Raw genomic sequence first — 21,084 nt, forward strand, 5'->3', positions numbered from 1 at the left:
GACACGTGTGCGGTTCGCCCTTGGGCCGCTGAAACCGGTCGGAGGCGGCGGGGCCGTGGACGAGGACGTGGTGACGGTTTCCTACGCCGTGGGTTGGGACGCGGGCGCCCACCGTGCGTTCGGACCGCTGACGCGTGCGGAGGCGGAGGAACGGGACGCGACCGGGGACGCCTATGTGGTGCTGCACCGGGTCCCGGGTCGCGCGGTCCCCGCGGAGGTGCACCTCGTCGCCTGGCGTGACCTCTTCGTCGGGCAGTGGGTCTACGACGAGCTGGGACGGCGGACCCACGAGATCGACCTCCGGCTGCTGGAGGACGAACGCCTCTTCCTGCGGCGGTACGCGGAACGGCGGTACGCCTCACCGGAACAGCCGGACCTGGCGCCCGACGCGTGGCGGCTCACGGTGGAACTCCTCCCCGGTCGCAGAGGCACGCAGGTGCTGGAGGAACGCGGCCGGAACGGCGGTTCGTCCCACACCCTGGCCGATGTGCCGGAGGAGCGGCGGTGGCATGACCGAGGCGGTTACGGCGTTCGGGCCTCCGACGCGTCCCTGCTGCCGGAGGAGCCCGGGCCCGGCCACACGGCAGCCCGGGACGCGGCGCGCGACGACGGCGAAGAGCCCGCGTCGTTGTGGCGTCCACCGGAGCCCATGCGCATGGAGCTGCCCGTCAAGGACCTTTTCCGGCCCGGGAATCCCTTCCCCGTGGAGCCCTGGAACGGGATGGAGACGGCCGAACCGCGGCGCATCGCCATGGTGCGGATCCCGACCGGGCGTCTGGTCGTCTCCGACCCTCTCGCGAGGGACCCCCGTGAACTCGCCGAGCGCATACCCCCCGGCGAATACGCGCTGGAGACCGCCGTCGTCGTCGGTGAGGGCGAGTACGAGGGGGAGCGGTTCCCGGTCACCGAAGAGCCCGCGGTGCGCCTTCGGATCCGGGACGAGCCCGCCGTCGCCTGGGAGTTGGCCCTGAGCGAGGGTGAGGACCCCCGTCTGCTCCTCGACGGCCACGCCTACGGCTTCGGCACCGACACGGCGGCCGGCGGCTTCGCGGACGCCGCGGCCTGGGAGACGCTGTCCGCGAAGGTCAGGCGCTACTACGAGGAGCAGGGCGACGTCTCGTGCGAGCCCATCGGCGAGGGCTACCTACGTGCCGTCGACGAGGCGACCGGAAGCGACCTGGTGTCGTTCTGCACCGGGGGCGACGGGACGTGGCCGGTGTGGCTGGGCCGCGACGCCGCCGGTGCGCTCGTCTCCGTCGTGGTGGTCACGTCGTACGTCTGATGTCCTGCGCCGGCAACTCCTGCCCGACTCCGGGTCAGGCACCCTTCGCGGCCGGCTCAAGGATCGCCACACACTCCACGTGGTGCGTCATCGGGAAGAGGTCGAACGCACGCATCCGCCGCGGGGTGTACCCGGCCGCGGCGAAGTAGCCGAGGTCGCGGGCGAGCGCGGCGGGGTCGCAGGCGACGTAGGCGATGCGGCGGGGGCCGAGGGAGGCGACGTGCTCCACGGTGGCGCGGCCGGCGCCGGTGCGGGGCGGGTCCAGGACGACCAGGTCGGCCTCGGTGATCCCGGTGCGGGGCAGTACGGACTCGACCTTGCCCTGCTCGATGCGGACGCGGTCGAGGTCGCCCAGGTTGTGCCGGGCGTCCTCCACGGCGCGCTTGCCGGACTCGATGCCGAGGACGGCGCCGGTCTCGCCGACCCGCTCGGCCAGCGCGCCCGCGAACAGGCCCACGCCGCAGTAGAGGTCGAGCGCGGTCTCGCCCTTGCGCGGCATCAGGCCCTGCATGACGGCCTCGACGAGGAGCCCGGCGGCCATGGGGTGCACCTGCCAGAAGCCGCCGGAGCCGACCCGCCAGGTGCGGTCGATCGCGCGCTCGCGCACAAAGCCGCGGCCGTGCACGCGGTGGATGCCGCCCTGCTCGTCGACGCGCAGGACGGAGACGGGACGGTCCAGCTCGACAATGGGGAGCCGGGCGCCGGGGCGGGGGGTGAGGATCACCTGACGGTCCGATGAGCCGGTGGCGGCGATGGCCTCGACGGAGGCGATCCCGGACCAGTCGCGGGACTCGACGCCCAGCTCGGAGACCCCGGGGGCCGCGATCAGGCAGCGGTCGACGCGCTCCACCTCGTGGGAGCGGTGGCGGCGCAGGCCCGCGTGGCCCTCGGCGTCGACGGCGTACTGGACGCGGGTGCGCCAGGCCGGGACCTCGCCCTTGGCGACCTTGTCACCGGGGGCGGGCTCGACGGTGCCGTCCCAGCCGGCCTCTTCGGGGGTGAGGTGGGCGAGCCGCTGCAGCTGCTCGGTGATCACCTGCACCTTGAGCCGCCGCTGCGCGCCGGGGGCGGCGTGCTGCCAGTCGCAGCCGCCGCACTTGCCGGGGCCGGAGAACGGGCAGGGTGCCTCGACACGGTCCGGGGAGGCCTGCAGGACCTCGACGGCGTCGGCGCGCAGGAAGCGCGAGTCCGGGCCGCCCTCGGTGATCTGCGCGACGACCCGCTCGCCGGGCAGCGCGTGCCGGACGAAGATCACTTGCGGCCGGTCGTGGCCCGGCAGGACCGTCCGCGCGATGCAGTGGCCGCCGTGCGCGACCGGGCCAACCTCGACCTCGTAGCGCTCGCCGACGAGGGCGTCGGCCCCGGGGGCCTTCGTACGGTGCTGCATGGCGGGACGGGCTCCTGGATCACGAGGGGACACGGGGACGGCGAAGAACGAGCAGCTGACAAGTCTACGGCCCGTCGCCGCCCCCGGTTCACGCCCGGCCGCTGGGCTCCCGGCGCCGCTTGGCCGGACCCACCTCGCCGCGCCGCACGGAGCCCGGCGCGTTCCACTCGGCGCCCTTGCGGGCCCGCAGCTTGGCACGCTCCGAGGACTCCAGCTGCCAGGGCACGGAGGTGACCATGACGCCGGGGGTGAACAGCAGCCGGCCCTTGAGCCGCAGCGCGCTCTGGTTGTGCAGCAGATGCTCGTACCAGTGCCCGACCACGTACTCCGGGATGAAGATCGAGACGACGTCGCGCGGGCTGCTGCGGCGCAGGCTCTTGACGTAGTCGATGATCGGCCGGGTGATCTCGCGGTACGGCGAGTCCAGCACCTTCAGCGGCACCTCGATGCCGCGCCGGTGCCACTCGGCCTGCAGGGCCTTGGTGTCGGCCGGGTCCACGTTGATGCTGAGCGCCTCCAGTGTGTCCGACCGGAAGAGCTTGGCGTACGACAGGGCCCGCAGCGTGGGCTTGTGCACCTTGGAGACCAGGACGATGGAGTGCACGCGGGAGGGCTTGACCTCCTCCTCGCTGCGCTCCTCGGCGGCCGCGAGCTCGCTGGAGACCCGGTCGTAGTGGCGCCGGATGGCCGTCATCATGCCGTAGAAGAGCACCATGCCCAGGACGGCGACCCAGGCGCCGTGCGTGAACTTGGTGAGCAGCACGACGACGAGGACGAGCCCGGTGAAGAAGGCGCCGAAGGTGTTGATCGCCCGGGAACGGATCATGTGGCGGCGCACGGCCGGGTCGGTCTCGGTGGCCAGGTGCCGGTTCCAGTGCCGGACCATGCCGATCTGGCTGAGGGTGAAGGAGACGAAGACGCCGACGATGTAGAGCTGGATCAGCCGGGTCGAGTCGGCCCCGTAGATGTAGACCAGCACGCAGGCGAAGGCGGCGAGCAGGACGATGCCGTTGCTGAAGGCGAGCCGGTCGCCGCGGGTGTGCAGCTGGCGAGGCAGGTAGCGGTCCTGGGCGAGGATCGAGCCGAGCACCGGGAAGCCGTTGTACGCGGTGTTGGCGGCCAGGAACAGGACGAGCGCGGTGGCGCCGGCCAGGAAGACGAAGGGGATCGACCCGTCGCCGAACACGGCGGAGGCGACCTGGGCGATCACCGGGTCCTGGGTGTAGCCGGGGCCGACCGGCTTGCCGTCGACGAGCAGGTCGGCGGCCGGGTTCTCGGCCATGCGCACATTGGTGTTGATGGCGAGCGCGATGATGCCGCAGAACATGGTGACGGCCAGGACGCCCATCAGCGTCAGGGTCGTGGCGGCGTTCTTCGACTTCGGCTTGCGGAAGGCGGGCACGCCGTTGCTGATCGCCTCGACGCCGGTGAGCGCGGCACAGCCGGAGGAGAAGGCCCGCAGCAGCAGGAAGACCAGCGCGAAATTCGCGAGGTTGCCGTGCTCGGCCTTGATCGTGAAGCCGGAGGTGGGGGCGTGCATCTCGTGGCCGGTCGCGATCCGGAAGATGCCCCAGGCCAGCATGCAGAAGACGCCGAAGACGAAGGCGTAGGTGGGGATGGCGAAGATCGTGCCCGACTCGCGCACGCCGCGCAGGTTCATCAGCATGAGCAGGACGATCATGCCGATGGCGCCCAGCACCTTGTGCTCGACGAAGAACGGCACGGCCGAGCCCAGGTTCTCCACGCCGGAGGCGACCGACACGGCCACGGTGAGGACGTAGTCCACCAGCAGCGCGCTGGCCACGGTGAGCCCGGCCCGGGGCCCCAGGTTGGTCGTCGCGACCTCGTAGTCGCCGCCGCCGGAGGGGTAGGCGTGCACGTTCTGCCGGTACGAGGCGACGACGGTGAACATCAGCACGACGACCGCGACCGCGATCCAGGGGCTGAAGTGGTAGGCCGACACTCCCGCGATCGACAGGACCAGGAGCACCTCTCCGGGCGCGTACGCCACGGAGGACAGCGGGTCGGAGGCGAAGACGGGGAGCGCCAGCCTCTTGGGGAGGAGCGTCTCTCCGAGCCTGTCGCTGCGGAGCGCCCGCCCGATCAGGATCCGTTTCGGAAGGTCGGTCAGTTTGGACACCCCGCGATGTTAGAGGATCGTCAAGATTTCCGATCCGCCGCCCACCTATCAAGGGGTTACGTGCGTGTGTAGCTTTGGGCGCGGTCTGAGACCCTGAGAGGGATCGGCCCGGAATTGTTGGCAGCCGGAAGGACGGTCGTGCACGTCGTGATTATGGGGTGTGGGCGAGTGGGTTCCACTCTCGCGCACTCCCTTGAGCAGCAAGGTCATACAGTGGCCGTGGTCGACCAGGACCCGACGGCGTTCCGCCGCCTGGGCTCCGGGTTCAGCGGGCGCCGCGTGACCGGGGTCGGATTCGACCAGGACACGCTGCGCGAGGCCGGCATCGAGGAGGCGGGCGCTTTCGCGGCCGTCAGCAGTGGTGACAATTCCAACATCATCGCGGCCCGGGTGGCCCGTGAGATGTTCGGTATCGAGAACGTCGCCGCGCGCATCTACGACCCGCGGCGTGCGGAGGTGTACCAGCGTCTGGGCATCCCCACCGTCGCCACCGTCCGGTGGACCGCCGACCAGATGCTGCGCCGGCTGCTGCCGTCCGGCGCCGAGCCGCTGTGGCGCGACCCGAGCGGGGGTGTGCAGCTCGCCGAGGTGCACACGGACACCGCCTGGGTGGGCCACAAGATCAGCAGGCTCCAGGAGGAGACGGGCGTGCGCGTGGCGTTCCTCACCCGGCTGGGCGAGGCGATGCTCCCCACCTCGGAGACGGTCCTGCAGGAAGGCGACCTGGTGCACGTGATGATGCGCACCGGCGAGGTCGAACAGGTCGAGGCGGCGTTCGCCAAGGGCCCCGAGGAGGCGCACCGATGAGGGTCGCCATTGCCGGGGCGGGGGCGGTCGGCCGCTCGATCGCGGGCGAGCTGCTGGAGAACGGCCACGAGGTCCTGCTGATCGACAAGAACCCGAGCTCGATCTCGGTGGAGCGGGTCCCCCAGGCGGAGTGGCTGCTGGCCGACGCCTGCGAGATCACGTCACTGGACGAGGCCGCGCTGCAGCGCTGCAACGTGGTGATCGCCGCCACCGGTGACGACAAGGTCAATCTGGTCGTCTCGCTGCTCGCCAAGACCGAGTACGGCGTCCCGCGGGTCGTCGCCCGGGTGAACAACCCGAAGAACGAGTGGCTGTTCAACGAGGCCTGGGGCGTGGACGTGGCCGTCTCCACCCCGCGCCTGATGTCGGCCCTGGTGGAGGAGGCGGTGAGCGTCGGCGACCTCGTCCGGCTGATGCGCTTCAGTCAGGGCGACGCGAACCTGGTCGAGCTGACCCTCCCGGAGGAGGCCGCGCTGGTGGGCACCCGGGTCGGGGAGGTCGCCTGGCCGGAGGACACCTCGCTGGTCACGATCATCCGCGGCCACCGTGTGCTCACCCCCTCCAAGGACGACGCGCTCGAGGCGGGCGACGAGCTGCTGTTCGTCGCGGCCCCGCACCGCGAGGAGCAGCTGGAGGACCTGCTCTCGGTGCGCAGCGGCGAGGCCGGGGCGTAGCGCTCCGCGGGATGTACGACGAGGGGGGGGGGGGGGGCCCGGGGGGGGCGGCCGCCCCCGGCGGGGGGGCCGGGGCGGCCGCGGGGGGCGGGGGGGGGTTGGGGGGGCGGGAGTGGGGGGGGGCGGGCGGGCCGGAACCCGCGGGTTCCGGCCGCCCCTCGTGCGTTCGCCGCTGCCGGCGCGCGGCGCCGGGTCAGTTGCTGGCGGCCTCCTTGGCGGCGCGCTCGGCCTTCTCGGCGCGCTCGGCCTCCTCCATCTCCGCGATCACGTCGATCGGCGGCGGCGCCTTGGCCAGGAAGATCCAGGTCAGGTAGACGCAGAGCAGGAACGGCGGGATGCCGAGGGCGACCTTGACCCAGCCGAGCTGGGTGGCGTTCCCCCAGAAGTAGAGCGGGAAGAGGATCGCCGACTTGACGAGCAGGATGATGCCCCAGGCCCAGGTGGCCTTGGTGTACGCGACGAGCCGGCCCGGGTTCCGGGTCCGCCAGGACAGGTTCTCCTTGAGGATCGGGCCGAGCAGCAGCCCGATCAGCGGGTACTTCACCAGGGCGGAGACCACGTAGGCGACCGCGAGCCCGAGGGTGTACAGCATGCCCGGCAGGTAGAAGTTCTTCGCGTCGCCGGACATCATCGCGAACACCGCGCCGAAGGCGACGCCGAAGACGCCGCTGAAGGCGTGCTTGAGGGTCTGCCGGCGCACCAGGCGGGCCAGTGCCAGCACCAGGGAGAGGCCCAGTGCGGCGATGGCCGAGGTGTGGATGTCCCGGTTGATCGTGTAGATCAGGACGAAGACGAGGCCGGGCACCGTCGTGTCGATCATGCCCCAGACGCCGCCGAAGGCCTCCAGGAGCGCGTGGTCGGCCGCCGCCTTCGAGGCGGCCGCGTCGTGCTCCGGGCCTTCCTCGGCCCCGGTCGTGGGCTGTGCCCCGGTCCGCTTGTCGATCGACGCCACCGGCTACTCCTGTCCGACCGGACGCAACTCGTACTTGGGATTGAACAGCACCGGACGGCCGCGGTTCATGGAGATCCGCCCCGACGCGATGATCCTGCGGCCCGGCTCGATGCCGACGATGCTGCGCCGGCCGAGCCACACCACGTCCAGTGGTGCGGAACCGTCGAACAGCTCGGCCTCCAGGGCCGGCACACCGGCCCTCGGCCGCAGGGTGACAGCGCGCAGTGTACCGGTCACGGTCACTATGTCGCGGTCGGAGCAGTCGCAGATCCGGGTGCACCCGACGTCCGCGGTGTCCTGCCGCAGCTCGTCGGAGTGCAGCTCCTCCTGGGAACTGGACAATCGGTCGAGCATCCTGCGGAAGCGGCCGGCCGGCCGGTCCGAACGGGTGGTACCACTCATACCTGGAAGGGTACCGGGCCCGGGTGAACGGATCACCGATCACTTCTCGAAGCGGTACCCCATGCCCGGTTCCGTGATGAAGTGCCGCGGGTGCGCGGGGTCGGTCTCGAGCTTGCGCCGCAACTGGGCCATGTAGACCCGCAGGTAGTTGCTCTCGGTGCCGTAGGACGGGCCCCAGACCTCCTGGAGCAGCTGCTTCTGGCTGACCAGACGGCCCGTGTTGCGGACCAGGACCTCCAGCAGGTGCCACTCGGTGGGGGTGAGCCGGACGTCGGCGCCGTCGCGGTTGACCTTCTTGGCGGCGAGGTCCACGGTGAAGGACTCGGTCTCCACCGTCGCGGCACCGTCCTCGGGACCGCCGGGCGTGGCGCGGCGGACCGCGGCGCGCAGCCGGGCCAGCAGCTCGTCCATGCCGAAGGGCTTGGTGACGTAGTCGTCGGCGCCCGCGTCGAGGGCCTCGACCTTCTCGTCGGAGGCCTGGCGGGCGGAGAGCACGATGATCGGCACCCGGGTCCAGCCGCGCAGCCCGCGGATCACCTCGACGCCGTCCATGTCGGGCAGTCCGAGGTCGAGCACGATGACGTCGGGGTGACGGGCGGCGGCGAGCTGCAGCGCGGTGGCGCCGTCGTGGGCGGCGTCGACCTCGTACTTGCGGGCCCGCAGGTTGATCACGAGAGCGCGCACGATCTGCGGCTCGTCGTCGACCACGAGCACCCGGTTCATGGAGCCTGCCTTTCCTTCACGGTGAGGGGGGTGGAGCGGGGGTGCGGTGCGGGCACGGTCAGGTCGTCGCCTCGGCAGGGAGGTCCGGGGCGGTGGGGATGCTGCCGGGCGCGGCGGGGAGGGTGAGCACCATCGTCAGGCCGCCACCCGGGGTGTCCTCGGGCTGCAGGGTGGCGCCCATGGCGTCGGCGAAGCCGCGGGCCACCGCGAGGCCGAGGCCCACGCCGTTGCCGCGGGGGGCGTCGCCGTACCGCTGGAAGGGCTCGAAGATCCGTTCCTTGGCGGCGTCAGGGACACCGGGTCCGCGGTCGACGACGCGCAGGTCGACGTGGCCCCCGAGGGCGCTGGCGGCGACCAGCACCTGGGCGCCGGCCGGGCTGTACTTGACGGCGTTCTCGACGATGTTGGCGACGCTGCGCTCGAGGAGCCCGGGGTCGACGGAGACCATCGGGAGGCTCTCGGGGACGTCCAGGGTGACGCTGCCGGCGGGGACGCCGCGCAGGGCCTTGGGGACGACCTCGTCGAGGTCCACCTCGCGGATCAGCGGGGTGACGGTGCCGGTCTGCAGGCGGGACATGTCGAGGAGGTTGCCGACCAGGTTGTCGAGCCGGTCCGCGCCCTCCTCGATACCCTCCAGGAGCTCGGCCTCGTCCTCCTCGGACCAGGCGACGTCGTCGGAGCGCAGCGAACTGACGGCCGCCTTGATGGCGGCGAGGGGGGTGCGCAGGTCGTGGGAGACGGCGGCGAGCAGGGCGGTGCGGATGCGGTTGCCCTCGGCGAGTTTGTGGGCCCTGGCGGCCTCGTCCTCCAGCCGCTGCCGGTCCAGGACGCCGGCGGCCTGGGCCGCGAAGGCGGAGAGCACCCGGCGGTCGGAGGCGGGCAGCACCCGTCCGACGAGGGCGAGGGAGAGGTTGTCGCTGACCGGCACCTCCACGTCCGCGTCCTCGGGGCGCAGGCACTGCCGGCTGCCGACGCCGGCGGCGCAGGTCCACGCGTCGTGCTCGCTGGCCCGCTCCAGCAGTGAGACGGCCTCCATGCCGAAGGTCTCCCGGACCCGCTCCAGCAGGGCGTCGAGGGAGTGCTCGCCGCGCAGCACGCTGCCGGCCAGGTACGACAGGATCTCGGCCTCGGACTGGAGTCTGGCGGCCTGGTGGGTGCGGCGTGCCGCCAGGTCCACCACGGAGGCCACCGCGACGCCGACCACCACGAAGATCACGATGGCGATCAGGTTCTCGGGCTGGGCGATGGTGAAGGTGTGCAGGGGCGGGGCGAAGAAGTAGTTCAGCAGCAGCGACCCGCCGACCGCCGAGACCAGTGCCGGATAGAGGCCGCCGATGAGGGCCGCCGCGACCGTCAGGGTCATGAACAGCAGCATGTCGGTGGCGATGCCGAGGGCCGGGTGCAGCTGGGTGAGGACCAGACAGAGCAGCGCGGGGCCGAGCACCCCGGTCAGCCAGCCTGCGATCACCCTGGAGCGGCCGAGCTGGGCGCCGCGCGCCACGGGCAGTCCACGGCCCTTGGCGGCGTGCTCGTGGGTGACGATGTGCACGTCGAGGTCGGGTCCGGACTCGCGAGCCACGGTCGCGCCGACGCCCGGCCCGAAGACGTACTGCCACGCGGGCCGGCGGCTGGTGCCGAGCACGACCTGGGTGGCATTGACGCCGCGGGCGAAGTCCAGCAGGGCGCCGGGGACGTCGTCGCCGACGACGTGGTGGAACGAACCGCCGAGGTCCTCGACGAGGGTGCGCTGGACGGCGAGCTCCTTCGGCGAGCCGGCCGTCAGCCCGTCGCTGCGCGCGATGTGGACGGCGAGGATCTCCCCGCCCGCGCCCTTGGCGGCCATCCGCGCCGCGCGCCGGATCAGCGTCCGCCCCTCCGGGCCCCCGGTGAGGCCGACCACGATGCGTTCCCGGGCCTGCCAGGTGGCGGAGATCCGGTGGTCGGTGCGGTACTGCCGCAGGTACTCGTCGGCCCGGTCGGCCACCCACAGCAGGGCCAGCTCGCGCAGCGCGGTGAGGTTGCCGGGCCGGAAGTAGTTGGACAGGGCCGCGTCGACCTTGTCGGAGGCGTAGATGTTGCCGTGCGCCATGCGGCGGCGCAGTGCCTGCGGCGACATGTCGACCAGCTCGATCTGGTCGGCCCGCCGGACCACCTCGTCCGGCACGGTCTCGCGCTGGCGTATGCCGGTGATCGACTCGACGACGTCGCCGAGCGACTCCAGGTGCTGGATGTTCACCGTCGATATGACGTTGATGCCGGCCTGGAGCAGTTCCTCGATGTCCTGCCAGCGCTTCTCGTTGCGGCTGCCGGGGATGTTGGTGTGCGCCATCTCGTCGACGAGGGCGACCTCGGGACGGCGCGCGAGCACCGCGTCGACGTCCATCTCGGTGAAGACGGCGTCCCGGTACTCGATCTCCTTGCGCCGCACGACCTCCAGGCCGTGCAGCATGACCTCGGTGCGGGCACGCTTGTGGTGCTCGACGAAGGCGACGACGACGTCGGTGCCCCGCTCCAGACGCCGGTGGGCCTCGGAGAGCATCGCGTAGGTCTTGCCCACTCCCGGGGCCGCCCCCAGGTATATCCGCAAAGTCCCGCGTGCCATGGCTCCACGTTCCGCCTCGTGGCGTGCCCCTTCCGGGCGCGTCCGACACTAAGAATCCTATGGTCCCAGCAGCGGACAAATCGGGCGTGATGTTCCTGCGGGGAACACGTTGACGCGTCCTTGACGCCTTCCTCGACGTACGCCACGCAGGCCGCCGCCGCTGACCTGGCCCCGCTCAGCGGCGGCGCGCTCCCCGGGGTAGCCGGTGGGGCGCGGGGCTGCGGGACCGGCCACCAGCGGGCATCGCGACCGCCGCGGGCAGCGGCCTGGGGCACCTCCGGTCGGACCCCCGGGGTGGTCGCGGGGGGTTCCGGTGGTGTGCCTGATGGGCGGCCGGTACGCGGCCGCCAGCGCCCCGCGGTGCGGCACCGGTGCGCGGATTCAGCAGGCGCTGACCGTACTGCTCGCGCAACTCTCCGTCGCCGTGCTCGGCACCCCTGATGTCGGCGTTCGCGGGCCACCGGGGTGCCGGGAAGCCGCGGCGCCGCGGACCGACGGGCTGCGGCACCCGGCGGCAGCTTCCGCGGGTCAGCACAGCGGCGTACCTGGTCACCTCGGTCGGCTTCCCCGCGCCGGCCGGGGCCGCCGGTGGCCGTCCTCCGTCCCGGTGCCGGAAGCACCACCGCTCCGGCGGACCTGCTGCGCGGAGCCGCGGGCCCTGGGGCGGGTCACGTCAGGATGGCGTCAAGCGCGGGGGGTTCGTCGTCAGGGGGCCGCCAACGAAGGGCCCGGGACGTGGCCGGCGGGGAGAGAGTGGGCGCACGGAGGGAGGCCCGAGCAGGCCGCTCGGCGGTGCGGAGGGGGCGGCGGAATGGCGCACACCGTCACCGCTGAGCAGCGGCGGCACGTGCCACCCCGGTCCGGATCCGGACGGCGGTGGGGATTCCGGGCCAGGGTGCCGGCACCGCGTCCGCGAAGGCCTCCCTTCCGTGGGGGGGATCACCGGGGCGGCCGCGTCGCACGTTGACGGCGTTGCCGCGCGGCCGCCCCGGCGCCCGTTCCCGCCCGGCGAGTCATCCCACATGGCCGCCGCCCCGGCAGCGGCCACGAGGTGCGGGCCGTGCGCGGGTCGCCGCAGCCGCATTGACGCGGTGGGTCAGCGGGCGAGGTGCTCCAGCGCGATGTTGAGCTCCAGGACGTTGACGGTCGGCTCGCCGAGGATGCCGAACTGCCGTCCGTCGGTGTGCTCCTCGACCAGCCGGGCGACCTGGGCGGTGCTCAGCCCGTTGGCCTTGGCAACGCGTGCGGTCTGGATGGCCGCGTAGGCCGGGGAGATGTCCGGGTCCAGGCCGGAGCCGGACGCCTGGACCGCGTCCGCGGGGACCTCGGACTGCGGGACTCCGTTGAAGGCGGCGACTTCCTTCTTGCGTTCCTTCACCAGGTCGGTGAGGGGCTTCCCGGTGACCGACAGGTTGGACGCGCCGGTGTAGGTCGGGTCGTACGGCCCGGCTCCGGCGCCCGCGTCGGCGGCCGAGGGACGCGGCTGGAACCACCTGGGGTCCGGGGCGAAGTCCTTGCCGGTGGTGAAGTTCTGGCCGATCAGTGTGGAGCCGACGACCCTGCCGCCGACCTTCACCTCGGAGCCGTTGGCCTGGTCGTGGAAGGCCGCCTGGGCAACCCCCCACACCGCGAGCGGGTAGACGACGCCGAGGACGACGGTCAGCACCAGCAGCGCGCGCAGGGCGCTCCAGAGCAGCCGGGCGGAGTTGCGTGCGGATGTGTTCATGGTTCTCTGCCCGCCTCGCGTCAGTGGATGCCGGGGATCAGGGAGATGAGCATGTCGATCAGCTTGATGCCGATGAACGGGGCGACCAGGCCGCCGAGTCCGTAGATCGCGAGGTTGCGGCGGAGCATCCGGTCGGCGCTGGTCGGCCGGTAGCGCACACCGCGCAGGGCGAGCGGCACCAGGGCGACGATGATCAGCGCGTTGAAGACGACCGCGGACAGGATCGCGGACTGGGGCGAGGACAGCTGCATGATGTTGAGCTTGTCCAGGCCCGGGTAGACGACCGCGAACATCGCCGGGATGATCGCGAAGTACTTCGCGACGTCGTTGGCGATGGAGAACGTGGTCAGCGCGCCGCGCGTGATGAGCAGCTGCTTGCCGATCTCCACGATCTCGATCAGCTTGGTGGGGTTGGAGTCCAGGTCCACCATGTTCCCGGCCTCCTTGGCGGCCGAGGTGCCGGTGTTCATGGCCACGCCCACGTCGGCCTGGGCCAGCGCCGGGGCGTCGTTGGTGCCGTCACCGGTCATCGCGACGAGCTTGCCGCCCGCCTGCTCCCGCTTGATCAGCGCCATCTTGTCCTCGGGCGTCGCCTCCGCCAGGAAGTCGTCCACCCCGGCCTCGTCGGCGATCGCCTTGGCCGTCAGCGGGTTGTCACCCGTGATCATGACCGTGCGGATGCCCATCCGCCGCAGCTCGTCGAACCGCTCCCGCATGCCCTCCTTGACGACGTCCTTGAGGTGGATCACGCCCAGCACACGGGCGCCTTGCGCGTCCTTGACCGCGACGAGCAGCGGGGTGCCGCCGGCGGCGGAGATGGTGTCGACGGTGCGCTGTGCGTCGGGGGCGACGGTGCCGCCGTTGTTGGTGACCCAGGCGGCGATCGCGCCGGCCGCGCCCTTGCGGACCTGGCGGCCGTCGACGTCGACGCCGGACATCCGGGTCTGCGCGGTGAAGGGCACGAACTCGGCGTGGCCGAGCTCGCCTTCGTGCCGTTCGCGCAGGCCGTACTTCTCCTTCGCCAGGACGACGACGGAACGGCCCTCGGGCGTCTCGTCCGCCAGCGACGACAGCTGCGCCGCGTCGGCGAGCCCCGCCGGGTCCGCGCCCGGCACGGGCAGGAACTCCGCGGCCTGGCGGTTGCCGAGAGTGATGGTGCCGGTCTTGTCCAGCAGCAGCGTGGACACGTCGCCGGCGGCCTCGACGGCGCGTCCGGACATGGCGAGCACGTTGCGCTGCACCAGGCGGTCCATGCCGGCGATGCCGATCGCCGACAGCAGGGCGCCGATCGTCGTCGGAATGAGGCAGACCAGCAGCGCCACCAGGACGATCATCGACTGCTCGGCGCCCGCGTAGATCGCGAACGGCTGGAGGGTGACGACCGCGAGCAGGAAGACGACGGTCAGCGAGGCCAGCAGGATGTTCAGCGCGATCTCGTTGGGCGTCTTCTGCCGGGCCGCGCCCTCCACCAGCGCGATCATCCGGTCGATGAAGGTCTCACCGGGCTTGGTCGTGATGCGCACGACGATCCGGTCCGACAGCACCTTCGTACCGCCCGTCACCGCCGAACGGTCACCACCGGACTCCCTGATCACCGGAGCCGACTCACCCGTGATCGCCGACTCGTCGACCGACGCGACACCCTCCACGACATCGCCGTCACCCGGGATGACATCGCCGGCCTCGCAGACCACGAGGTCGCCGACGCGCAGTCCGGTGCCGGGAACGCGCTCCTCGGCGCCGTCCACGAGCCGGCGGGCCACGGTGTCGGTCTTGGCCCGGCGCAGGGTGTCGGCCTGCGCCTTGCCGCGGCCCTCGGCGACGGCCTCCGCCAGGTTGGCGAAGATCACGGTGAGCCAGAGCCACGCGGCAATCGCCCAGCCGAACCACTCGGCCGGGGAGAGCACCGCCAGCACGGTGGTGAGCACCGAGCCGATCAGGACGACGAACATGACGGGCGACTTGATCATCACCCGGGGGTCGAGCTTGCGCAGCGCGTCCGGGAGGGACCGCAGCAGCTGGGCCGGGTCGAAGAGACCGACCGTGACGCGGGCGCCGTGGCCCGCGTCCGGGGTGTGCGGTGCCGGTCCTCCCCCGGGGGCGCGCACGGACGTGTCGGTGGACATGGTTTCCTCTGCGGGGATGGGGGTGGTGGTGCGGCTCATGACAGGCCCTCCGCCAGCGGGCCGAGGGCGAGCGCCGGGAAGTAGGTCAGACCGGTGATGATCAGGATCGCGCCGACGAGCAGGCCCGCGAAGAGCGGTTTCCCGGTGCGCAGGGTGCCCGCGGTGGCGGGCACCGGCTTCTGCCCGGCGAGCGAGCCGGCCAGGGCCAGGACGAAGACCATCGGCACGAAGCGGCCGAGGAGCATCGCGAGGCCGAGCGTGGTGTTGTACCACCGCGTGTTGGCGCTCAGGCCCGCGAAGGCGGAGCCGTTGTTGTTGCCGGCCGAGGTGTAGGCGTACAGCACCTCGGAGAAGCCGTGCGGCCCGCTGTTGAGGATGGAGTGCGGCGGGGTCGGCAGGGCCATCGCCAGGGCGGTGAAGACCAGCACGACGGCCGGGGTGACGAGGATGTAGAGGGCGGCGAGCTTGATCTCGCGGGTACCGATCTTCTTGCCCAGGTACTCCGGGGTGCGGCCGACCATCAGACCGGCGATGAACACCGCGATGACCGCCATGATCAGGATGCCGTAGAGGCCGGAGCCGACACCGCCGGGGGCGATCTCGCCCAGCATCATGCCGAGCAGGGCGATGCCTCCGCCGAGGCCGGTGAAGGAGGAGTGGAAGGAGTCCACCGCGCCGGTCGACGTCAGGGTGGTGCTCACCGCGAACAGCGACGAGGCGCCGACGCCGAAGCGCTGCTCCTTGCCCTCCAGGGCGGCGCCGGCGATCTGGTTCGCCGAGCCGGGGTGGGCGGTCTCGACCCAGGTCATCAGGGTCACGAAGCCGATCCAGATCAGGCCCATCGCGGACAGCAGCGCATAGCCCTGCCTGGGGTTCCCGGCCATCTTCCCGAAGGTGCGGGTCAGCGAGAACGGGATCACCAGCATCAGGAAGATCTCGAAGAGGTTGGTGAACGCGTCCGGGTTCTCGAAGGGGTGCGCGGAGTTGGCGTTGTAGAAGCCGCCGCCGTTGGTGCCGAGCTCCTTGATGGCCTCCTGGGAGGCCACCGCGCCGCCGGTCAGCGTCTGGTGACCACCGGCGAGGGTGGTGATCTCGTGCCAGCCGGCGAAGTTCTGGATCGCCCCGAAGCCCACCAGCACGATCGCGGCGACGAACGCCACGGGCAGCAGGATGCGGACGGTGCCGCGGACCATGTCGGTCCAGAAGTTGCCGAGCTCGCCGGTGCGGGAGCGGACGAAGCCGCGCACCAGCGCCACGGCCACGGCCATGCCGACCGCAGCCGAGACGAAGTTCTGCACGGCCAGGCCCGCGGTCTGGGCGGCGTGGCCCATGGCGTTCTCGCCCATGTACGACTGCCAGTTCGTGTTGGTCACGAACGAGGCGGCGGTGTTGAAGGCCTGGTCGGGCGTGATGGCCGCGAAGCCCAGCGACAGCGGGAGGTGGTTCTGGACCCGCAGGAACAGGTACAGGAACAGCACGCCCACCAAGGAGAAGGCCAGCACCGCCCTGAGGTAGGCCGGCCAGCGCATCTCGGCGTCCGGGTCGGCGCCGAGGCAGCGGTAGACCAGCCGCTCGGCCCGCAGGTGCCGGCCGGAGCTGTAGACGGCCGCCATGTAGTCGCCGAACGGGCGGTACACCAGCGCCAGCGCCACGACGAGGGCGGTGACCTGGAGCACGTCAGCGGTGATGGGGCTCATGTCCGGGACCTCAGAACCTCTCGGGCCGGACGAGCGCCAGGACCAGGTAGACCAACAGGGCGCCGGCGACGACGAGGCCGGTGATGTTCTCGGCGCTCACAGCTTCGCCACCCCCTTGGCGATGAGGGCGATCAGCGCGAAGACCGCGATCGTGACGACCACGAAGGCCAGGTCGGTCATCGTGTGCTCCTAGTTCTGGACAACACGTCGACCAGGCCAGGAAACCTCCGTTCCCGCCGCGCGCGGACGCCGTTGACGGCTTCCATACGAGCCCTCGCGGCGCCTTGACGGGCCTTTGACGGTCACCCCGCTGACCTGCAAAAACGCCCGTGGGCCGACCTGTTGTCACAGATCGGCCCACGGGCGTTCGGCGCGGCCGGGGCGCTGGGCCCCGGGGTTCAGTGCACCTCGGTGATCTCCGGTCCGCGGCGCATCGGGTCGATGCCGTCCGAGAAGCGGCCGCTCTCTTCCTGGGCGATGCCCTCGGGCACCATCTGGGCGTCGTTGGGCAGCTTCAGCACGATCGGGTCGCGCGGTGCCATCGGCGACTCGCCGCGGACGACGACGGTGTCGCGGAAGATCTGCTCCAGCAGGCCCGCGGTCTCGGGCTGGACGGCGCCCTGCCCGGAGATGACGCCCCGCAGGAACCAGCGCGGGCCGTCACAGCCGACGAAGCGCACGACCTGGACGCCGTTGGCGCCGTTGGGCAGCTGCACCGGGACCTGGGCGCGCAGCTCCCAGCCCAGCGGGCCCTCGACCTCGTCGACGATGCCGCCCTGCTTGGTGATGCCGGACGCGATCTCGTCGCGGACCTCGCCCCAGATGCCCTCCGACTTGGGGGCGGCGAAGCCCTGCAGCTGGACGGCGCTCTCCCGGAGCACCACGGTCGCGGCGACGATGGACTCCCCGGCCACCTCGACGCGCAGTTCCATGCCCTGTACACCGGGCACGAAGAGGCCTCCCAGGTCGACCCGGCCCTCGGCCGGGTCCCTGACCTCGCTCACGTCCCACGGGCCGTCCGGCCTGGGGGCGGGCGGAAGGTTGTACCGACGGGACTCCATGGAGTCGTCCGACTCCTCGGCGTCTTCGGCCAGCTCGTCAGGGCTCTCGGCCTCGAGCTCGTCGAGGGCGTCTCCGCGCTCCTTGCGACGACGACGGAACACGTCACTGTCCTTCCCGGTCAGCGATGACCGATGCGTATCCATTGCCGGACGGACCGACCGGCGAGCCATCCACCGCGGCATGACCCCCCGTGGAGCCGAAGCCCCCCGCCGCCCGTGCGGAGCCGGGCAGCTCCGCCACCTCGTGGAAGCGGACCCGCTCGACCTGCTGGACGACCAGTTGGGCGATCCGGTCCCCTGCTGCGAACCGTACGCTCTCGCGCGGGTCCAGGTTCACCACGATCACCTTGATCTCCCCACGGTACCCGGCATCAACCGTTCCCGGGGCATTCACGAGGGCCACTCCGCACCTCGCGGCGAGGCCCGAGCGCGGGTGCACGAAGGCGGCGTAGCCGTCCGGCAGCGCGATCGACACCCCCGTGGGCAGTACGGCGCGTTCACCGGGGGCCAGTTCGGCCGCCTCGGTGGTGACGAGGTCGGCCCCGGCGTCGCCAGGGTGACCGTACGAAGGAATCGGGACGTCCTCGTGCAAACGGTGGATGAGGACGTCGACCGGGGGGCGAGCGCCGCCGCTCACGGGTTCACCTCGAAGGCGCGCGCGACCTTGACCTGATCGGGGTCCGACATCGCGGCGCGGATCTCGTCGGGGCGGCCGTTGTCGGTGAAGTGCTCCAGCTTGACCTCGATGAACAGCGCGTCCGCGCGGACCGCGACGGGGCCGTCCGGGCCGCCGATGCGGCCGACCGCGGTGGAGTAGATCTTGCGCCCGGCCACGGCGGTGCAGCGGGCCTCCAGGTGGAGGGTGGCGCCGACCGGCACCGGCTGCACGAAGTCGGTCTCCAGGCGGCCTGTCACGGCGATGGTGCGCAGCAGCCAGGCGAGTGAGCCGAGCGTCTCGTCGAGCGCCGTGGCCAGCACCCCGCCGTGCGCCAGGCCCGGGGCACCCTGGTGGGCGGGCTGCACCGTGAACTCGGCGGTCACGCTGACGCCCTCACCGGCCCTGGCCTCCAGGTGCAGACCGTGCGGCTGCGCCCCGCCACAGCCGAAGCAGTGGTCGTAGTGCGCGCCCAGCGGTTCACCGGGGGCGGGGGCGTCGGGGTGCCGCTCCGGCGCGACGGCGTCGCGCGGCGGCGTCAGGCCCGGACGGTCCGGGCCGGCGTCGGTCGTAGCTCCACTCACGCGGGAGACCCTACCCTCCTGCGGGATCGTTTCCCGCCGCCCGGCCGTTGTCCTTCCGGCCCCGCGGCCCGCCCATCACCGGAGCACCCTCCCTTGGAGCACCACATGACCCCCAGGTCCGTCGTCGTCACAGGAGCCGGGTGCGGGATCGGCCTCGCCACCGCCCTCGAACTGGCCCACGCCGGTTTCGACGTCATCGGGACGGTACGCAGCCAGGAGAAGGCGGAGGCCTTGCGGGAGGCGGTGGGGCGCACCGGCGCGTCGGTGCGCACCGTGCTCCTGGACGTCACGGACGCCACGTCCTCCGTCCGGGCGTTCACGGAGATCGCCACGATGACGGACGGCGGCCCGTGGGCGGTGGTGAACAATGCGGGGATCGCCCAGCCCGGCGCCATCGAGGACGTGGACGACGAGCAGGTGCGGCAGCAGCTGGAGACCAACCTGGTGGCCCCGGCGCGCATCGCCCGTCTGGTGCTGCCCACGATGCGGGCCCGGCGGGCGGGGCGGATCGTCAACATCTCGTCGATCTCCGGGCGGGTCTCGATGCCGCTGCTCGGCTGGTACTGCGCCAGCAAGCAGGGCCTGGAGGCGATGACGGACGCGCTGCGGATGGAGGCGGCCCCGTTCGGGGTCAAGGTCGTGCTGGTGGAGCCCGGCTCGTACGGCACGGACATCTGGCAGCGCGGCGCGAGCCGGCTGCCGCAGCGCCGCAACTCGGCCTACCGGCACCAGTACGAGGCCGCCGAGGAGATGATCAAGCGGGAGCTGCCCTCGCCGCGTCCGGTGGCGCGCACCGTCCTGAAGGCGCTCACGGCGCCCCGACCGCTCCCCCGCTACCTCGTGGGCTCCGACGCCCGGTCCTCCGCCGTCCTGGACGCCGCCCTGCCGACCGCCGCGACCGACTGGGCCAAGCAGGTCGCCACGGGGCTGCGGCGTCCCCCGCGCGCCGCGCACGCGCTGACGAGGCTGCGGTCCCGGGGCGGGCGCTGACCGAACAGCATGACAAGCTGGGTGCCATGACCGTCATGAGCTATGAGGAGCGGCTGACCGCGCCGCGTTCGTGGTGGGGCCTCGCCGTCGGCGCGGGCGTCTCGCTGGCGCTGATCCTGCTGCCCTTCGGGCCCCTGGTGCTGCTCGGCGGGCTGGTGGGCGGCACGGCCGCCGGGGCGGCCCTGGTCAGCGCGTACGGCTCCCCGCGGCTGCGGGTGGTCGCCGGCTCGCTGGTGGCCGGGGACGCGAAGATCCCGGTGACGGCGCTCGGCGAGGCCACGGTGCTGGACCGGGACGAGGCCCTGGCCTGGCGGTCGTACAAGGCCGATCCGCGCGCGTTCATGCTGCTGCGCGCCTATGTGCCGACGGCGCTGAAGGTCGAGGTCACCGACCCGGACGACCCGACGCCGTACCTGTATCTGTCGACCCGCTCGCCCGAGCGCTTGGCGGCGGCCCTGCGGGACGTACGCGTCTGAGCGGGCCGGCGCCCCGGAACGGGGCGCCCGGGGCCTGGCGGGTCAGCCGCCGGGCCCGAGCGCGGGCGGGGACTCCTCCTCCGCGGACAGCAGCCCCCAGGGCACCTGGCGGGCCCGCAGGTCCTTGCGGATCTGCTCGGCGAGCTTCTTGGTGTCGCGCCGGTTCATCACGGCACCGACGGCCGCGCCGACCATGAACGGGGTCAGCGTCGGCAGGTTGCGCATGGTGCGCTTCATGAGCTGCTGGCGCAGCTCGCGCTTCATCCTGCCGCCGAGGGCGATGTTCAGCGTGGACGGCTTGGAGAAGTCGATCCCGCGCCGCTCGGTCCACTCGGCGAGGTACATCACCGACCGCTGCCGCAGCGTGCCCGGGGCGCGAAGCCCGTAGACCTCGTGCAGCTCGGCGATGAGCTTGTACTCGACCAGGGCGACCCCGAGGGTCTCCGAGGCCAGCTCCGCCGGCATGGCCGGCGGGGTGGGCAGCATGGCGGCGGCGCCGATGCCGGCGCCGACCGTCGCGGTGCCCATCGTGGCGGCGCTCACCAGCTTGTCGGCCAGTTCCTCGGGCCCGAGCCCGGGGAACTGGCGCCGAAGCGTCTCCAGGTCCCTGACGGGGACCCTCGGGGCCGTCTCGAGCAGCCCGTCGACGAAGGTGTTCAGCGCCGCCTTGGCGCGCGCGCGTGCCCGTGCGGCACGGCCGGGGGGACGGAGCGGGACGAGGTCGCCCGCCGGCCCCTCCGAGGCGCCCGCGAGCGAGGCCTCGTGGCCTCGCTCGTCGTCGCTCGCCACGGTCCGGCTGC

The 21,084-nt window shown here is 72.2% G+C and carries 19 protein-coding genes; 5 read left to right on the forward strand and 14 right to left on the reverse strand.

Translation table 11 applies throughout. The annotated features are described in order from the left end of the window. The first annotated feature begins 55 nt into the window (after positions 1-55). Positions 56-1,282, forward strand: coding sequence for a DUF4241 domain-containing protein (locus tag ACFW3D_RS05475; RefSeq protein ID WP_500501570.1), 1,227 nt, complete (start codon positions 56-58; stop codon positions 1,280-1,282). Positions 1,283-1,316: 34 nt separating this feature from the next. Here ACFW3D_RS05475 and ACFW3D_RS05480 read toward each other — a convergent pair whose 3' ends face one another. Both ACFW3D_RS05480 and ACFW3D_RS05485 read right to left on the reverse strand, forming a co-directional pair. Then, positions 1,317-2,669, reverse strand: coding sequence for a class I SAM-dependent RNA methyltransferase (locus ACFW3D_RS05480; RefSeq protein WP_500501573.1), 1,353 nt, complete (start codon positions 2,667-2,669; stop codon positions 1,317-1,319). 88 nt (positions 2,670-2,757) lie between these two features. Continuing rightward, complete coding sequence (locus tag ACFW3D_RS05485) at positions 2,758-4,809, reverse strand: APC family permease (protein ID WP_500501576.1); 2,052 nt, start codon at positions 4,807-4,809, stop codon at positions 2,758-2,760. Positions 4,810-4,947: 138 nt separating this feature from the next. On the opposite strand from ACFW3D_RS05485, the gene ACFW3D_RS05490 reads away from it, so the two are divergent. Together ACFW3D_RS05490 and ACFW3D_RS05495 are read left to right on the forward strand one after the other, a co-directional pair. Continuing rightward, positions 4,948-5,616, forward strand: a complete 669-nt coding sequence (locus ACFW3D_RS05490) for a potassium channel family protein (protein WP_326572008.1) — start codon at positions 4,948-4,950, stop codon at positions 5,614-5,616. Beyond that, positions 5,613-6,290, forward strand: a complete 678-nt coding sequence (locus ACFW3D_RS05495) for a potassium channel family protein (RefSeq protein WP_500501580.1) — start codon at positions 5,613-5,615, stop codon at positions 6,288-6,290. The genes ACFW3D_RS05490 and ACFW3D_RS05495 overlap by 4 nt, the downstream gene beginning before the upstream one ends. Positions 6,291-6,483: 193 nt before the next feature. On the opposite strand, the gene ACFW3D_RS05500 is transcribed toward ACFW3D_RS05495, so the two are convergent. From ACFW3D_RS05500 to ACFW3D_RS05550, 11 genes are all read right to left on the reverse strand, one after another. Continuing rightward, complete coding sequence (locus ACFW3D_RS05500) at positions 6,484-7,242, reverse strand: DUF3159 domain-containing protein (protein ID WP_500501583.1); 759 nt, start codon at positions 7,240-7,242, stop codon at positions 6,484-6,486. A 3-nt stretch (positions 7,243-7,245) separates the two neighbouring features. Beyond that, complete coding sequence (locus ACFW3D_RS05505; protein ID WP_499514517.1) at positions 7,246-7,644, reverse strand: OB-fold nucleic acid binding domain-containing protein; 399 nt, start codon at positions 7,642-7,644, stop codon at positions 7,246-7,248. A 39-nt stretch (positions 7,645-7,683) separates the two neighbouring features. Continuing rightward, a complete protein-coding gene (locus tag ACFW3D_RS05510; RefSeq protein WP_500501587.1) occupies positions 7,684-8,367 on the reverse strand; it encodes a response regulator in 684 nt (227 codons plus the stop codon). Positions 8,368-8,425: 58 nt separating this feature from the next. Next, complete coding sequence (locus ACFW3D_RS05515) at positions 8,426-10,969, reverse strand: DUF4118 domain-containing protein (RefSeq protein ID WP_500501590.1); 2,544 nt, start codon at positions 10,967-10,969, stop codon at positions 8,426-8,428. Positions 10,970-12,065: 1,096 nt separating this feature from the next. Further along, positions 12,066-12,695: a potassium-transporting ATPase subunit KdpC gene (kdpC, locus tag ACFW3D_RS05520; RefSeq protein ID WP_500501594.1), complete on the reverse strand. Its 630-nt coding sequence runs from the start codon at positions 12,693-12,695 to the stop codon at positions 12,066-12,068. Positions 12,696-12,715: 20 nt separating this feature from the next. After that, on the reverse strand, positions 12,716-14,821 hold the full coding sequence (gene kdpB / locus ACFW3D_RS05525; RefSeq protein WP_500501693.1) for a potassium-transporting ATPase subunit KdpB: 2,106 nt from the start codon (positions 14,819-14,821) through the stop codon (positions 12,716-12,718). A gap of 35 nt (positions 14,822-14,856) precedes the next feature. Continuing rightward, complete coding sequence (gene kdpA / locus ACFW3D_RS05530; protein ID WP_500501598.1) at positions 14,857-16,518, reverse strand: potassium-transporting ATPase subunit KdpA; 1,662 nt, start codon at positions 16,516-16,518, stop codon at positions 14,857-14,859. A 10-nt stretch (positions 16,519-16,528) separates the two neighbouring features. Continuing rightward, on the reverse strand, positions 16,529-16,618 hold the full coding sequence (gene kdpF / locus ACFW3D_RS05535; protein WP_500501603.1) for a K(+)-transporting ATPase subunit F: 90 nt from the start codon (positions 16,616-16,618) through the stop codon (positions 16,529-16,531). Positions 16,619-16,916: 298 nt separating this feature from the next. Further along, positions 16,917-17,681, reverse strand: coding sequence for a DUF3710 domain-containing protein (locus ACFW3D_RS05540; RefSeq protein ID WP_500501606.1), 765 nt, complete (start codon positions 17,679-17,681; stop codon positions 16,917-16,919). Between the two features lies 1 nt (position 17,682). Beyond that, on the reverse strand, positions 17,683-18,216 hold the full coding sequence (gene dut / locus ACFW3D_RS05545) for a dUTP diphosphatase (RefSeq protein ID WP_500501610.1): 534 nt from the start codon (positions 18,214-18,216) through the stop codon (positions 17,683-17,685). Next, positions 18,213-18,818, reverse strand: a complete 606-nt coding sequence (locus ACFW3D_RS05550) for a PaaI family thioesterase (protein ID WP_500501613.1) — start codon at positions 18,816-18,818, stop codon at positions 18,213-18,215. Before ACFW3D_RS05550 ends, dut begins: the two co-directional genes overlap by 4 nt. A gap of 105 nt (positions 18,819-18,923) precedes the next feature. Between ACFW3D_RS05550 and ACFW3D_RS05555 the strand changes: the two genes are divergently transcribed. Together ACFW3D_RS05555 and ACFW3D_RS05560 are read left to right on the forward strand one after the other, a co-directional pair. Then, on the forward strand, positions 18,924-19,808 hold the full coding sequence (locus ACFW3D_RS05555; protein ID WP_500501616.1) for an SDR family oxidoreductase: 885 nt from the start codon (positions 18,924-18,926) through the stop codon (positions 19,806-19,808). Between the two features lie 26 nt (positions 19,809-19,834). After that, positions 19,835-20,284 (forward strand): DUF3093 domain-containing protein, encoded by a 450-nt coding sequence (locus ACFW3D_RS05560; protein ID WP_500501619.1) that lies wholly within the window; start codon positions 19,835-19,837, stop codon positions 20,282-20,284. A 42-nt stretch (positions 20,285-20,326) separates the two neighbouring features. Here ACFW3D_RS05560 and ACFW3D_RS05565 read toward each other — a convergent pair whose 3' ends face one another. Next, a complete protein-coding gene (locus ACFW3D_RS05565; RefSeq protein WP_500501621.1) occupies positions 20,327-21,073 on the reverse strand; it encodes a hypothetical protein in 747 nt (248 codons plus the stop codon). Between the last annotated feature and the right edge of the window lie 11 nt (positions 21,074-21,084).

This window comes from Streptomyces sp. NPDC058864, from assembly GCF_042742985.1.
In the GTDB taxonomy this organism is placed as follows: Bacteria; Actinomycetota; Actinomycetes; order Streptomycetales; family Streptomycetaceae; genus Actinacidiphila.

What these genes read in the sequence shown, in the direction of transcription:
- ACFW3D_RS05480 (WP_500501573.1), bottom strand. Translation starts at nt 2,669, where the DNA reads ATGCAGCACCGTACGAAGGCCCCCGGGGCCGACGCCCTCGTCGGCGAG.
- ACFW3D_RS05495 (WP_500501580.1), top strand. Translation starts at nt 5,613, where the DNA reads ATGAGGGTCGCCATTGCCGGGGCGGGGGCGGTCGGCCGCTCGATCGCG.
- ACFW3D_RS05505 (WP_499514517.1), bottom strand. Translation starts at nt 7,644, where the DNA reads ATGAGTGGTACCACCCGTTCGGACCGGCCGGCCGGCCGCTTCCGCAGG.
- ACFW3D_RS05510 (WP_500501587.1), bottom strand. Translation starts at nt 8,367, where the DNA reads ATGAACCGGGTGCTCGTGGTCGACGACGAGCCGCAGATCGTGCGCGCT.
- ACFW3D_RS05515 (WP_500501590.1), bottom strand. Translation starts at nt 10,969, where the DNA reads ATGGCACGCGGGACTTTGCGGATATACCTGGGGGCGGCCCCGGGAGTG.
- kdpC (WP_500501594.1), bottom strand. Translation starts at nt 12,695, where the DNA reads ATGAACACATCCGCACGCAACTCCGCCCGGCTGCTCTGGAGCGCCCTG.
- kdpB (WP_500501693.1), bottom strand. Translation starts at nt 14,821, where the DNA reads ATGTCCACCGACACGTCCGTGCGCGCCCCCGGGGGAGGACCGGCACCG.
- kdpA (WP_500501598.1), bottom strand. Translation starts at nt 16,518, where the DNA reads ATGAGCCCCATCACCGCTGACGTGCTCCAGGTCACCGCCCTCGTCGTG.
- ACFW3D_RS05555 (WP_500501616.1), top strand. Translation starts at nt 18,924, where the DNA reads ATGACCCCCAGGTCCGTCGTCGTCACAGGAGCCGGGTGCGGGATCGGC.
- ACFW3D_RS05560 (WP_500501619.1), top strand. Translation starts at nt 19,835, where the DNA reads ATGACCGTCATGAGCTATGAGGAGCGGCTGACCGCGCCGCGTTCGTGG.